Origin of the sequence: Staphylococcus massiliensis (assembly GCF_043186315.1) — a bacterium.
GTDB classification, from domain to species: Bacteria; Bacillota; Bacilli; order Staphylococcales; family Staphylococcaceae; genus Staphylococcus; species Staphylococcus massiliensis.
On the sequence record NZ_CP171119.1, the window covers coordinates 1,076,410 to 1,091,500 of the forward strand.

Here is a 15,091-nt window from a genome sequence, read left to right on the forward strand (position 1 = left end):
ATGCTAGATAGCAAATGGGGACTACGTTTTGTTTCCTTAATATTAGCTGTATTCTTCTTTATTTCAGTGAATAACGTTTTTGGCAATATGTTTAATACTGATGAACTAAGTAATGATTCGGCACATACGATTAGTAATGTGCCTACTGAAGTACAATACAATAATAAAAGTTACTATGTATCTGGTGTACCTAAGAAGGTTGATGTAGTGGTAACAGGACCGCAATCACAAATCTTACAAGCTGAAAAAACACAAGACTTTAAAGTTGTTGCCGACTTAACTGAAGTGAAGCCAGGTAAAAAACGTGTTGAGTTTCAAGTTAAAGGCTTAAGCAAGAACATTAACGCGAAAGTTAAACCTAAAGCAGCTAACGTAAGTATCGAAAAGCGTGTTTCTAAGACGATGAAGGTAGAACCAGATGTAAGTAGTAATCATATCAATCCTAACTATCAAATTTCACATCAAGAGGTTAATCCAAAGTCAGTCAAAGTTACTGGTGGAGAACATCAAATTGATAAGATTGCATATTTAAAAGCTAACTTTAAGGAATCACCTAATGTAAGTGATAATACTACAGATATTGGTGAAGTAAGTGCTTTTGACCGCAATTTAAACAAACTCGATGTCATAATTGAACCAAAAGATGTTAAATTAAGTGTTGAAGTTGAACCTTATAGTAAAAAGATAAAATTAGAACCCGAATTAACGGGTAAACCAAAAGATAACAAGGAAATTAAAGATGTTGATTTAGATGAAGAAGAAGTAGAAGTCTTTGGTGATCGTAATAAGTTGCAATCACTTGAATCAATTAAAGCAGAAGTAGATGTAAGTGACATAGGTAAAGATGACACTAAAAAGGTTAAATTAAAACTACCTGATGGGGTAAAAAAAGCTACTCCTGAAGAGGTATTTGCAAAAGTAAAAGTTAAATAAAGTTTTATATAGAGAAAAAGGAGATATGTAATATGGGTAAATATTATGGTACTGACGGTGTTAGAGGTGTAGCGAATAAAGAGTTAACACCGGAATTAGCTTTTAAACTAGGACGTTATGGGGGCTATGTTCTAGCACATAATAAAGGTAAAAAACATCCGCAAGTATTAGTTGGTCGTGACACGCGTGTTTCTGGTGAGATGCTAGAATCCGCTTTAATTGCTGGATTAGTTTCAATCGGCGCAGAAGTAATGCGACTCGGCGTTATTTCAACACCTGGTGTTGCTTACCTTACTAAAGAGATGGAATCAGAATTAGGTATCATGATTTCTGCATCACATAATCCTGTTGCTGACAACGGCATTAAATTCTTTGGTACAGATGGATTTAAATTATCAGACGATCAAGAAGCTGAGATCGAGGCACTATTAGATGATGAAAACACTGAACTACCTCGTCCAATTGGTAACGACATTGTTCATTATTCTGATTATTTTGAAGGTGCTCAAAAATACATTAGTTACTTAAAGTCTACAGTAGATGTTAACCTTGAAGGCTTAAAGATTGTTTTAGACGGCGCTCATGGTGCAACATCTTCTTTAGCACCATTCTTATTTGGTGATTTAGAAGCTGACACTGAAACAATCGGTTGTAATCCTGATGGCTATAATATCAATGAAGGTGTAGGTTCTACACATCCTGAATTATTAGCTGAGAAAGTAGTCGAAACTGAGAGTGACTTTGGTTTAGCATTTGATGGTGATGGAGACCGCTTAATCGCTGTTGATGAAAAGGGTAATATTATTGATGGTGACATGATAATGTTCATCCTTGGTCAAGATATGGCTAAGAATCAAGAGTTAAATGATAACATGATTGTTTCAACAGTGATGAGTAACTTAGGTTTCTATAAAGCACTTGAAAACGAAGGCATCGCTTCTAACAAAACTAAAGTAGGTGACCGTTACGTTGTAGAGGAAATGCGTCGCGGTAATTATAACCTAGGTGGCGAACAATCTGGCCACATCGTTTTAATGGATCACAATACAACAGGTGATGGTTTATTAACAGGTGTTCAACTTGCAGCAATCGTTAAACGCTCTGGTAAAAAGCTAAGTGAATTAGCGAGTCAAATGAAGAAATATCCTCAAGCGTTAATCAATGTTAAAGTTGAAGATAAACATGGTGTAACAGATAATGCCGACGTTCAAGCTATTATGGAAGAAGTTGAAACGGATATGAACGGTGAAGGTCGTATTCTTGTAAGACCTTCTGGTACAGAACCATTAGTACGTGTCATGGTAGAAGCTAAAACAGATGAAGAAGCTCAAGAATATGCGCAACGTATTGCTACTGTTGTTGATGACAAAATGGGCTTAAAATAATACTTACTTAAAAGCTGAGGTTGAAAGACCTTAGCTTTTTTTAGTTGAAATATCAAAACAAATTAAATTTAAATTAATATTATTAATATCTATTCAAAGAAGTTTACTTCTGCTCAAGTTACTTAAAATCTATTAACTGAATTTTTAATATATATTGTTTGCATTTATATACATTACCATTGTACAATTGGCTATATTGAGCGAAGAAATAAGTCTTATAAAGCGCCTGAACAAGTGTTGAATGTTATTGTCAGGTTTTGGTTTATATCAGAAATCAAAGCTAATTATATTTAAAACTTGTAGACGAGGAGGATAGTTATCGAATTAGTTCGGCGGATGCTATCCCGGATGTGGCTCATTCGTAGCTTATTAATTAAACCATTAAGGTAACTTAATGTCCAAAGTTAATAAGATAGCCATCATAAAAAATACAACTAAACGATGTTTTACGTATCGTAGTCGCTCAATTTTAAAGATGCGTACAAACACCGTTATTTTGATATGGAGGAAATTATATATGTGCGGAATCGTAGGTTATATTGGTTCACAGAACTCTAAAGAGTTACTTTTAAAAGGATTAGAAAAACTAGAATATCGTGGGTATGACTCAGCTGGTATCGCAATTAACAATGATGAAGGTACGCATATCTTCAAAGCAAAAGGTCGTATCTCAGAATTAAGAAAAGAAACAGATAATGATGTAGATGGTACTTTAGGTATTGGTCATACACGTTGGGCGACTCACGGTGTGCCAAGCTTTGAAAACTCTCACCCTCATCAATCAGCTACTAAACGTTTTACGTTAGTACATAATGGTGTTATCGAAAACTATGAAGAATTACGTGACGAATACTTAAGTGATGTTAACTTCATCTCTCAAACAGACACAGAAGTAATCGTTCAATTAGTTGAATACTTCTCTAATGAAGGGCTATCAACTGAAGATGCATTCAGTAAAGTTATCTCACTTGTAAATGGTTCTTACGCTTTAGGTCTTTTAGATAATGAAGATGAAGAGACAATCTATGTAGCTAAGAACAAGTCACCATTATTAGTAGGTGTTGGTGATGACTTCAACGTTATCGCTTCAGATGCGTTAGCAATGTTACAAGTTACAAATGAATATAAAGAAATTCACGATAAAGAAACAGTTATCGTTAAACGTGATGAAGTGATCATCAAAGATGAATCAGGTAACGTTCAAGATCGTGAAACATATGTAGCAGAAATCGATGCGTCTGACGCTGAGAAAGGCGTTTATGATCACTACATGCTTAAAGAAATTCACGAGCAACCAGCTGTTATGCGTCGTATTATTCAAGAATATCAAGACGATGCTGGTGACCTCAAAGTTGATCCAGAAATTATTAAAGATGTTAAAGAAGCAGACCGCATCTACATCATCGCAGCAGGTACAAGTTACCATGCAGGTTTAATCGGTAAACAATATTTAGAAAACTGGGCAGGCGTTCCAACTGAAGTACACGTTTCTTCAGAGTTCGTTTATAATATGCCACTTCTTTCTGAAAAGCCATTATTCATCTTTATTTCTCAATCAGGTGAAACTGCAGACAGCCGTGCAGTACTTGTAGAAACGAAAAAACTTGGTCACAAAGCGTTAACGGTTACAAACGTAGCAGGTTCAACTTTATCTCGTGAAGCAGACCATACGTTATTATTACATGCTGGTCCAGAAATCGCGGTAGCATCTACTAAAGCTTATACCGCTCAAATCGCTGTATTATCAATTTTATCTCAAGTTGTTGCACGTGAACTTGGTCGCAAAGCTGACTTAGATTTACTACGCGAACTTGCTAAAGTAACGACAGCAATTGAAGCTATCGTTGACGATGCGCCTAAGATGGAAGACATTGCTAAAGACTTCTTAGAAACAACACGCAATGCATTCTTTATCGGTCGTACATTAGACTATTATGTAAGTTTAGAAGGTGCGTTAAAACTTAAAGAGATTTCTTACATCCAAGCTGAAGGTTTCGCTGGTGGTGAATTAAAACACGGTACAATCGCGCTTATCGAAGATGGTACACCAGTTATTGCGCTTGCAACTCAAGAAAACGTTAACCTTTCAATCCGTGGTAACGTTCAAGAAGTTGTAGCACGTGGTGCACGTCCATGCATTATCTCCATGGAAGGTTTAGATAAAGCAGACGATACGTACGTAATTCCACAAGTACACGAATTACTTACACCACTAGTATCTGTTGTGACTTTACAACTTGTTTCTTACTATGCAGCATTACACAGAGACTTAGATGTTGATAAACCAAGAAACTTAGCTAAATCAGTAACTGTTGAATAATAACTTAGAAATTTAATTATAAAATCTAACTATTTATACAAGCTTTAGATGACATGACGCGCATAGATGTTTAGCGTGTTATCGAAATAGGGGCGTGAAGATGAGCGGTTATCGCTTATCTGTCACGCCCTTTTTTATAATGGGTTTTATTGTGAAAGTATGTTAAACGTGACATAATTTATATGAAATGCATAATTTGGAGGATCAAAATGGATAATGTAAAAGCAATCTTTTTAGATATGGACGGCACTTTATTACATACTGAAAATAAAGTTAGCATGTATACGACTAAGACGCTAAAGACGCTTCGAGAGCATGGCTATTATGTCTTTATCGCAACAGGACGTGCACATAATGAAATCGCGAATCTTGTACCGAGCGAATTTGAAGTAGACGGTATTATTTCATCTAATGGCGCAGATGGTAGATATCAAGATGACATCGTTTTTCAACACGGTTTAAATTTAAAGCAAGTTCAGAAGATTGTTGATCTCGCTCAGTCACATGACATCTACTATGAGGTTTTCCCTTTTAATGACAATCGTATGATTTTAAATGATGATAAGGATTTTGTGACGCAGTTATTCAATCAAGATAAACCTGAGGGAGTCGGTGAAAGTGAGTGGCAATCTCGCTTATACGCTCTGATACATCAGGTAAACTGGGTGGATACGTTACCGGACACGACGTTTTCAAAACTTTATATGTTTACACCTCAGCTTGATCAAATTGACAAATTTCGTGACGTCATAGCACAGCAAGAAGATTTAAATATATCGATATCAAACTCATCTCCTCATAATGTCGAGACAATGTTAAATGGCATCGACAAAGGGACTGGCATTCAAACAATGATCAAGAAACTTAACATCGATCAGTCTGAGACACTTGTGATAGGCGATAGTGACAATGATCGCGCAATGTTTGAGTTTGGCCATTTTACGGTCGCTATGATGAATGCGCCTCTTCATGTAAAAGCCCTTGCGTCATATGAGACAGACTATGATCATAACGAAGACGGTGCTGCGAAATTTCTAGAAAAGCATCTACTTTAATTCTAATTTAAAGTCAATTTAAAAAGCAGGCTAGACATTTTACTCAATTTCCATCAACAGCATGCTTTCCTGGGGCGTGGCCTGAGCCTGTAGTCTCAGGACGCACGCTACTCCCCTAGGAGTCAGCTGTTTTGGAAATTGCATGAAATAAAGTTAAAAGTACTATTTCATGACTCATGTCTTAGCCTGCCTATTCTTAAATTATGATTTTATCTTCTCTCCGAAGCGTTCAAAGTATTGTGTAATGGCACCAAGGTTTAAGTAGTTTAACAGTGTTGTTATTAAACCAACGAGGATACCATATATCGTGATTAATATTTTAGCAACGTTTTGAGAAATATTCGTTGTTGCAAGTTGTAATAGTTCGAAGATAGGTCCTTGTAAAATTGAGTTTAACAGTGAAATTAATAATACACCTATTAAGAATTTCATGAATGTTTTCTTACCATTTTTAATGCGTTTAATTGCTTCTTTAAAATGTTGCATGATTTTGCCTTTTGGATTGTTCCAGAATGACAATAATGTATTAATAAAGAATATCGCAATTAATGCTAATAAAATAGATGAAATGAACATAAATGCTAGATTAATGATTGTCTGAACAATATAACTTACTACATCATTTGAAATACCTTTAATTAAAGGAACCAATGCTTTTGTAGCGATTAAAGTAAGTAGTTGTTGGAATAAATATAATAAAATATAACCAATTAATAAAGGTAAAATCGTAGCTAATGCTAATTTGATTATTTTACCAAAATGGCGTTTTTTATAAGCGTGAAATAAGTCTTTAATGTGTGGCTTTTCACCATTGGCTATCTTCTTAAATATATAAGTGAGTCCGGATACTAACGGTACAATGACTAATGTATAAAGTATCAATATAGCTATGATGATACCTATAATGCCTAATACCATTTTAACTGGATCTAATTGACCCATCATTAATGGGAATAAAATGAGTGGCATTACGACACCACGATAGGCGAGTTGATATAACATTTTAAGTAAACCGATTAATAAAGAAAAAATTATAATACTTAAAATCAATGTTGGAATCGCGCTTTTAGCATTTCTCAAAAATGCTTTATGAAATGAAAACAATATAAGCACTCCTTTTGTGTGATAGTAATACAATATCAAAAGTAAGACTTTTTGAAAATCAATAACATAGGTATTCTAATTAAGTGCTTATTTATAAAATGTGAAATTATCAATGAATGTGCGTGCATAAGAAATTATCGTCATGTTGATGATTGATTGTTTCGAGCTGAATGGTCATGTGATGAATATGAAGTGCTTTTAAAGATGATTCAATATCATTTAACAAAGCTTCGCCCTCAGACGTACTCAAGTCTTGTGATACAGTAGCATGACAACTTAATGCATTGACGCCACTCGTAATACTCCAAACATGACAGTCATGTACACTTTTAATTTCTTCATATGTGAGAATCGTTTCAAATACCGCTTCAACGCCAACTTCTTTAGGGGTACCTTCCATTAGAATGTTGATACTTGTTTGAGTAATCGACCATCCACTTCTAAGGATTAATAGCGCTACGATAAGGCTCGCAATGGTATCAGCAATCACAACATTGAAAGCAAAGATAAGTAGTGCTGCAATAATTGCGCCGATAGAGCCGAGGAGGTCCCCAATTACATGTAGAAATGCACCTTTCATATTAATATTATGTTTCGTATCGCCACCTTTAAACATTAACATCGCAACGATAACGTTAATCACGAGACCAATTACACTGATCCAGAACATCTCAAGAGACATGATTTCAGGTGGATAAAAGAAACGTTTAATTGCTTCGATGATGATAAAGACACTAATGATTATCAATGTTACGCCGTTGAACAGCGCAGCGAGAATTTCGAAACGCTTGTAACCATACGTTTTATCCGTATTGGCCTTTTTCTCAGCGAAGATAAATGCAAGAAGTGCAACGAGAAGTGAGACGGTATCACTTAACATGTGAACACTGTCGGATAATAAGGCGAGACTGCCTGTTAGGAATCCGCCGATACACTCTATGATCATAAAGCCACCGATTAGGATGACTGACAACGCGAGCACTTTCTTATTATTAGTATGAACGTGATGATGTTCACTCATTGTCATCAACCTCCCACTCAGAATGATTAAGATGCGTAAAGGTTTGGTTAATCAACGTCTTGACATGGTGATCAGAAATCTCGTATATCATGGACTTGCCAGAGCGATTACCTATCACTAAATGATGTTCTCTCATAAGTTTCAATTGATGCGACACTGCGCTTTGAGAAAGCTTAAGTGTATGTGAAATGTGTCCGACACTACATGGTTCTTCTAGCAAAAGCAACATCATGCGTAAGCGGTTTTCATCGCTTAATACTTTAAAGAATTTAGAAACATGTTTAATCTGTGAGTGGTGATACATATTGATATCCTTTCATATGAAAATATATTCATATGATAGTACGATTAATCTCATAAATCAATTAAATGACATAAGTATTCATTTGATTTAGAATACTTGTACAATCTTAAAGAAAGGAATGATTCGATGCGTACGCTAGTTTTAGGCGCTAATGGCGGCGTAGGTCGCTTATTAGTTGATGCTTTAAAGAAACAAGATGCTCAATTTACAGCAGGTGTTAGAAGTGAATCACAACTTCAAGCACTTAAAGAAGCGGGTATTGCAGCGACACTTGTAGATGTAGAAAAAGATGATATTGAAACATTGACGTCTAAATTTAAAGACTATGATCAAGTTGTCTTTTCAGTAGGCTCTGGTGGAAGTACTGGAGACGACCAAACGCTTATTGTTGATCTAGATGGTGCTGTGAAAACGATGAAAGCGAGCGAAGCATCAGATATTAAACGTTATGTGATGGTTTCAACTTATGATTCAAGACGTGAAGCTTTCGATGATTATGAACCGCTTAAACCATATACCATTGCGAAACATTATGCGGATACGTATTTAAAACAATCATCACTCAATTATTCTATTGTGCACCCAGGTGCTTTAACAGACGAAGACGGCACTGGCGAAGTGTTTATTAAATTTCCTTTTGAAAAGGAAGACCAAGTGGAACGCGAAGTTTCTAGAAGTAACGTTGCGCAAGTGCTTAGTGAAATTGTTACGACTGGACAACCTGAGCGCCAAGAATTCCAAGTATTAAATGGTGATATGCCAATCAAAGAAGCACTAACGAAATTTAATGAATCATAAATGATAAAATTACGAAACCTTTATAATTAAGCCTCCAAAATTTGATATAATAGCTATAACTTACGGAGGTAATTATGAAGATTTCTAACGAAAAAATATACGAGCAAATCGCGAATGTAATTATTAAACAAATTAAATCAGGTGAACTTGAGCCTGGTCATAAACTACCATCTATTCAAACGTTATCTCAGAATTACGGGGTGAGTGTTGCTTCAGTTCGTGAGGCACTTAATGCACTTCGTATGATAGGCTTAATTGAGATTAAGCACGGTTATGGTACCTTTGTGAAGCAAAAGGAACCGACATTTTTTGAGTTGCAGCAAGATGACTTTTCAAGGAAGGATATTGAAGATTTACTTGAGCTGCGTCATGTTGTTGAATATGCGACGGCGTATTATGCTTCATCTAGACACACTGAGGCTGATATCAAGCAAATGAAAGATGCGCTTAAGATTATGGAGAAGGCTGTCCAAAAGGGTTACTCAGGTGAAGAAGGTGATCTTAAATTTCACTTATCGATTGCGAAAGCTTCGCATAATAAACTGTTATATGAGTTACTTGAGAATATTTCTGATTTGATGCAACACACGATGATGGAAACACGAAAGATGTTTATGTATCATCAGCAAAAGACTCAGGAAAAATTATATCAAGAACATGTGGATATACTTGAAGCGATATTAAAAGGGGATCCTGAGCTTGCATCTAAGCATATGAAGCAGCATTTAAATGATGTTAAGGAAACGTTGTTAAAGCATATTTAGGAATCGGTAGTTTATCTTAGAGGGCTTTTCAATAAGGAAAAGTAGGAAAAATTAATGATTAAATGTTAGATATTAAAGGGGCGAGTGCGTGAAGTCATTGACGATTTACACGCTCGTACCCTGTTTTATTTTGTAGAAGTTGTGAACGTTAAGGTTTTGTAAAGATGCATGATATAAGGGTTGCGTGTTAAATTTAACTACTCATAACAAATTTAAATGTGGTACAATCGCAATAGAAGTATTCGGTTTATAAGTTTTATAAAAAATTTAAATTTACATAGTAATATATGATGATACATAAGGAAACATTTCTTTATTTAATAGACACAACCAGAGCAATGGAAATTACATAAAGATTGGAGTGAGTCTATGCCTTTATTTTTAGAACCTATCTTCCAAGAGCGCATATGGGGCGGTAGCCGTCTTAAACAATTTAATTATGATATTCCGAGTGATCATACGGGTGAATGTTGGGGTATTTCAGCATTACCTAATGGCGCGAATAAAATTATTCAAGGACCATTTAAAGGACAGACGTTAGATGAGGTGTGGGCGTCGCATCGAGAATTATTTGGTGATTTCCCATCTAAACGTTTCCCATTATTGACTAAAATTTTAGATGCGCATGATAAGTTATCTGTGCAAGTGCATCCGGATGATAATTATGCATATGAACATGAAAACGGTGAATTTGGTAAAACGGAATGTTGGTATATTATTGATGCTAAAGAAGATGCTGAAATTATTTATGGTACTACTGCAACGGATAAGGCATCGCTTAATGAGATGATTGATAACCAAGACTTTGATCAATTGTTTAAGAAGATTAATGTGAAACCTGGCGAATTTTACTATGTGCCAGCAGGTACGGTACATGGCATTGGTGAAGGTATTATGATTCTTGAAACACAACAATCTTCTGATACGACTTACCGTATTTATGATTATGATCGTGTTGATAAAGATGGTAATAAACGAGATTTACATCTTGATAAAAGTAAAGACGTGATTACGCTAGGTAACGAAAGTCCTAATGTGATTCCTGAAACGGATATTATTGAGAATCAAAAGCGAACAACGTTTGTAAACAATGAATTCTTTACGGTTTCTAAATGGGAAATTAGTGGCACTTTAAATTATATGAAGCCGAGAGAGTTTTGTTTAGTAACTGTACTTGAAGGTGAAGGACAAGTGATATCGGACGGCGTTATAAATGATATTAAAAAAGGTGATCACTTTATTTTAACGTCTGAGAACTTAGACAATGTCTTTGAAGGTGAACTGACTTTAATCATTAGTTTTATATAATTCTTGAGTCGGCAAGGCAATTTTTTATGCCTTGTCTATTTTTTTGTGCAGAATTTGTATATAAAATGAAATGTAATTGTAACAAATATAAAAGTGATTTTATATTATAATGAGTGTGTAGATGATACAGTAAAAATGGAGGTTATCCTTTTGAAGCAAAAAGTTCTTACATCATTGTTCACAACATCAATTATTGCTGGCGTAGCAGCTGTATCTGAGTCAGAAGCTGCTACATCTTATAAAGTTAAAGCGGGAGACACACTTTGGGGTATTGCTCAAAGCTACCATACTTCTGTTGCAAAGTTAAAAGAAATGAATGGTTTAACTGGCGATACAATTTATGTCAATCAGTATCTGAGTGTGCCATCCATTCATTCTAAAGACAATGGACATGTCTATAAAAATAGTCATGCACCAAATGTTTATACCGTTAAAGCAGGAGATACGTTATTTGATATCGGTAGAAGATTTAACATGAATTACCATGACATTATGAGAAATAATCACTTATCATCTTCACTTATTCATCCTGGACAACAATTAAGTCTGACAACAACTTCTCAAGTTACCCATGTTGCAAAAGCCCCAAAAGCTAAAGTTGGTGTTAAGAAAGTTCGTAAAGTAAGACGCCATGTCGAAGTAGCGCAAGTTCCAAAACGTTTAACACTTAAGCAAGCGGTAACGAATTACCTGAATCGTAAACGACTTTCAGAAAGTGCAGCACTTAAAGTGAGTCAAAATGATCAAACTAAGGTTGAAAACGTGCTGGTTCAAACACCTCAAGTTCAACCTCAACCTGAGGTCGTAAAACCTGAAGTTCAAGTAGCACCTATCGTTAAGAAGACATACGTTAAACGTCAAGACGTAAACGTTCAACAACCTGAAGTACCTGTTGTTAAGGTTGAAAATGTACAATCTCAAACTACTGAGCATGTTGTAGAAAAACCTGCGACGAAGCCGGTTATTAAGAAAGTTCGAGTGAAGCGAGAAGCGGTTCCGAAAGTTGAAACACCAGCACCACAACCTAGTGTTAAACCGAACGTAGAACCTGTTGTTCAAACGACACCTGTTTCTACTCCTGTTCAACCAGTTGTCACAACGCCTGTAACGTCGGTTACGAATCAAAATCGTCAATTTTTAAACAATACGTATGCTTGGGGAAATTGTACTTATCATGTATTCAACCGCCGACAAGAAATCGGTCGTACAATTGGTCAGTTCTGGGGTAACGCGAATAACTGGGCGAATGCATCAAGTCAAAATGGTTTCCTTGTTAATGGAACACCTGAAGTAGGTGCGATTCTTCATACAACTGCTGGTTGGGCGGGTCATGTAGCCTTCATCGAGCGTATCAATGCTGATGGTAGTTTAGTCGTTTCAGAAATGAATTTCAATAACCCACCTGGCATTATGTCGACACGTACGATTCCAGCTAGTGAAGTTGGCAATTATTCATATATTCATTAAATTCAACTTAATTTAAATAGAACCTCTGATATATGTATCAGTTTTGAAATATGTTTATGATAAACTATACGGTATTGGAGGTTTTTGTATGAACAAATTGAGAGGTATCTTATTAACACTTTCAATTGCGATACTGGCTACGATTTTAGGACACTTTTTACCTCTAGTAGGCAGTGCGATATTCGCAATCATCATCGGTATTATTATCAATAATACGATGCGTATTCCAAAGTCCTTTGAAAAGGGCATTAAATTCAGCAGTAAGAAAATTCTTCATTACAGTATTATATGTCTCGGTTTTACATTAAGTTTTAATCAAATCGGTCAAACTGGTTTGAAATCTTTACCTATTATACTGATTACTTTAATAAGTGCATTTTTAGCTGTTTACATCTTAATGAAGGCTTTTCATATTGATAAACATTTAAGTATTTTAGTAGGTGTAGGTACTGCAATATGTGGGGGTTCAGCAATTGCAGCTACAAGTCCAGTTATTAAAGCAAAGGAACAAGAAATTGCGTACGCGATTTCAACGGTATTTCTCTTTAACTTACTCGCGGTCATTATTTTTCCACCGTTAGGCCATTTACTTCATATGTCACAAGAGACGTTTGGCTACTTCAGTGGTACGGCTATTAACGACACATCAAGTGTTGTAGCGGCAGCGGCTAATTACGGCGATGAAGCGTTAACATACGGCACAGTAGTTAAATTGACGCGTACATTAATGATTATTCCAGTTGTACTATTTTTTACGTATCGTATGTATCAGCGTGAAAAGGCACAAGCGTCTAACGTTTCAATTAAGAAGATTTTTCCTTGGTTTATACTTTATTTCTTATTTGCATCATTGATTAGTACGCTGTTTGGCTTCTCAGAGGAATGGATCAATGTATTTAAAACGATCGCAACGTTCTTAATCAGTATGGCGCTAGCTGGAATTGGTTTATCTGTGAACTTTAAACAGTTAAAAGCGTCAGGTATGAAACCGATTATGCTTGGTTTAGTCACGTGGCTTGTCGTGATATTAACAAGTTTCCTAAGTTTATTTTTAATGGGCATGATTTAACAATTGTCGTGTCTCACATTAACCTTTATAATAAGTAAAATAGAATGAATAAAACGACATACAAGGGAGTATTTCAATGGGTTTGGAAACAAATTACTTTTGGCTAAACTGTGGTTATAATCGCTTTAATCATAATGAACCACTTGAAGGTCAAACGACAACATTTGAATCAGGTGCACATTTTAATCCGAGTCAAGGTTACAGAGCATTTAAACAAGCTCAAGTAGGCGATAAAGTGATCTTTTATCAAGTTCAAACAAATGCCTGTTTATTAGGTTGTGGTGAAATTACTCGTGTTGAAACAGGTGCATCCAATAAGACACATGTACAATTTAAATTTAATGAATCATTCTATCGTATCTCTGCGGATTATCTTAAACGCAGTGAACGTTTAGAATTTAGAATCAATAATATGAAAGAAACATTATTTAATAAAATTTCTAAAGAAGAATTTGATATTATTTATGGCTTAGGAAGCGGCCAACTTCAAATTCCGAAATACTATTTCTTATCTGAAACAGATGACTTCACTTCAGGTGAAAAGTACACGATTTATACCCATACGATTAACGGTATTAAACGTAACGGCTACTACAATTACACGCAACTTGAAATTGGAGATAAAGTGATCTTCTATAATAAGTTTGCGAATCAATCCGTTATTGGAACTGGTGAAGTGAGTGCTCATATTCATGATAAACCACCGATTCAAGGTCGCACGAATAGCACGGCTATAGAAGTGATTTATGAACAAGATATTGAACCAATTTCATTATTTGCTTTAAACAAGCATCCTAAACTTAAGAATCTTTATTTCTTACAGGAAAATGCGAAGCAAGCTATCGCTAGTTTAACGAAGTCTCAATACAATGCGATACTTGAAATGAGTGAAAACGGTGGTCTCAAAGAGAACTTCTCTCAAGTCTCTCAAAGACAAGCGTTTGCTAACGACAACGATGACCAGTTGAAACCATTTATCTTATTAATGGTTGATAAAAAAGAAGAAGGATTAAAAGCGTCTGAAACTTTACTTCAGAAGACGAAAGCGAATCCTGTATTTACGACAGGTCATAAAGATTTCAGTGAAGAAATGTTATATGGGTGTTATTTACCGAACGAGACAGGCGCACTTTACTATAGAGAAGGTTTTATCACCAAGTTAATGCCTAGAACGGATCGTAGCTTTTTAGTCATTGATCAATTTGATCGCATTGATCCTGAAATTTTCCAAACGTATATCAATGTTTTAGAAGGTTACGAAATGACGTTACCGCGTTATGACAAAACTGGAAAGATGGTTAAATGGAGTAAGCAGAAAGATTCGTTCTATCACTTTAATCCTAACTGGCACATTATTGGTGTGACTTACGATTCCGCTGACACGATTAAGTCTAAGTATTCCGAGCAATTTCTAAAATATACGCGTATTATCAAAGTTAATCATTAAGAGATATACCTAGCACGTAGTTGAAATTTCAACACGTGCTAGGTATTTTTTTTATGGGTGAAAGTGCTAAACATTAGGACTAATTCGATTATATTTATAATAATATTCTTAACTCA

The 15,091-nt window shown here is 35.4% G+C and carries 13 protein-coding genes; 10 read left to right on the forward strand and 3 right to left on the reverse strand.

Annotated elements, in window-relative coordinates:
- From ACF3N8_RS05095 to ACF3N8_RS05110, 4 genes are all read left to right on the forward strand, one after another.
- Positions 1 to 933, forward strand: a complete 933-nt coding sequence (locus ACF3N8_RS05095) for a YbbR-like domain-containing protein (protein WP_238102114.1) — start codon at positions 1 to 3, stop codon at positions 931 to 933.
- Positions 934 to 965: 32 nt separating this feature from the next.
- A complete protein-coding gene (glmM, locus tag ACF3N8_RS05100; RefSeq protein ID WP_392450360.1) occupies positions 966 to 2,318 on the forward strand; it encodes a phosphoglucosamine mutase in 1,353 nt (450 codons plus the stop codon).
- A 517-nt stretch (positions 2,319 to 2,835) separates the two neighbouring features.
- Complete coding sequence (glmS, locus tag ACF3N8_RS05105; RefSeq protein ID WP_009384958.1) at positions 2,836 to 4,638, forward strand: glutamine--fructose-6-phosphate transaminase (isomerizing); 1,803 nt, start codon at positions 2,836 to 2,838, stop codon at positions 4,636 to 4,638.
- A 209-nt stretch (positions 4,639 to 4,847) separates the two neighbouring features.
- A complete protein-coding gene (locus ACF3N8_RS05110; protein WP_238102116.1) occupies positions 4,848 to 5,693 on the forward strand; it encodes an HAD family hydrolase in 846 nt (281 codons plus the stop codon).
- A gap of 201 nt (positions 5,694 to 5,894) precedes the next feature.
- On the opposite strand, the gene ACF3N8_RS05115 is transcribed toward ACF3N8_RS05110, so the two are convergent.
- The 3 genes from ACF3N8_RS05115 to ACF3N8_RS05125 form a co-directional block, all read right to left on the reverse strand.
- Positions 5,895 to 6,797: a hypothetical protein gene (locus tag ACF3N8_RS05115; RefSeq protein WP_009384956.1), complete on the reverse strand. Its 903-nt coding sequence runs from the start codon at positions 6,795 to 6,797 to the stop codon at positions 5,895 to 5,897.
- A gap of 109 nt (positions 6,798 to 6,906) precedes the next feature.
- Complete coding sequence (locus tag ACF3N8_RS05120) at positions 6,907 to 7,818, reverse strand: cation diffusion facilitator family transporter (RefSeq protein ID WP_277876249.1); 912 nt, start codon at positions 7,816 to 7,818, stop codon at positions 6,907 to 6,909.
- Complete coding sequence (locus ACF3N8_RS05125; protein ID WP_009384954.1) at positions 7,811 to 8,122, reverse strand: helix-turn-helix transcriptional regulator; 312 nt, start codon at positions 8,120 to 8,122, stop codon at positions 7,811 to 7,813. Before ACF3N8_RS05125 ends, ACF3N8_RS05120 begins: the two co-directional genes overlap by 8 nt.
- 126 nt (positions 8,123 to 8,248) lie before the next feature.
- Between ACF3N8_RS05125 and ACF3N8_RS05130 the strand changes: the two genes are divergently transcribed.
- From ACF3N8_RS05130 to ACF3N8_RS05155, 6 genes are all read left to right on the forward strand, one after another.
- Positions 8,249 to 8,920, forward strand: coding sequence for an NAD(P)-binding oxidoreductase (locus ACF3N8_RS05130; RefSeq protein ID WP_009384953.1), 672 nt, complete (start codon positions 8,249 to 8,251; stop codon positions 8,918 to 8,920).
- Positions 8,921 to 8,994: 74 nt separating this feature from the next.
- The gene (locus tag ACF3N8_RS05135) at positions 8,995 to 9,684 is read left to right on the forward strand and encodes a FadR/GntR family transcriptional regulator (RefSeq protein WP_009384952.1); all 690 of its coding nucleotides are present in this window, start codon (positions 8,995 to 8,997) and stop codon (positions 9,682 to 9,684) included.
- Positions 9,685 to 10,053: 369 nt separating this feature from the next.
- Positions 10,054 to 10,992: a mannose-6-phosphate isomerase, class I gene (gene manA, locus ACF3N8_RS05140; RefSeq protein WP_009384951.1), complete on the forward strand. Its 939-nt coding sequence runs from the start codon at positions 10,054 to 10,056 to the stop codon at positions 10,990 to 10,992.
- Between the two features lie 150 nt (positions 10,993 to 11,142).
- Complete coding sequence (locus tag ACF3N8_RS05145) at positions 11,143 to 12,459, forward strand: LysM peptidoglycan-binding domain-containing protein (protein ID WP_238102120.1); 1,317 nt, start codon at positions 11,143 to 11,145, stop codon at positions 12,457 to 12,459.
- A gap of 88 nt (positions 12,460 to 12,547) precedes the next feature.
- Entirely contained in the window at positions 12,548 to 13,528 is a 981-nt protein-coding gene (locus ACF3N8_RS05150; RefSeq protein WP_009384947.1) for a YeiH family protein, read from the forward strand.
- A gap of 76 nt (positions 13,529 to 13,604) precedes the next feature.
- Positions 13,605 to 14,975 carry an EVE domain-containing protein gene (locus ACF3N8_RS05155; RefSeq protein ID WP_009384946.1) on the forward strand — a complete coding sequence of 457 codons (1,371 nt, stop codon included), beginning with the start codon at positions 13,605 to 13,607 and terminating at the stop codon, positions 14,973 to 14,975.
- Positions 14,976 to 15,091: the final 116 nt, after the last annotated feature.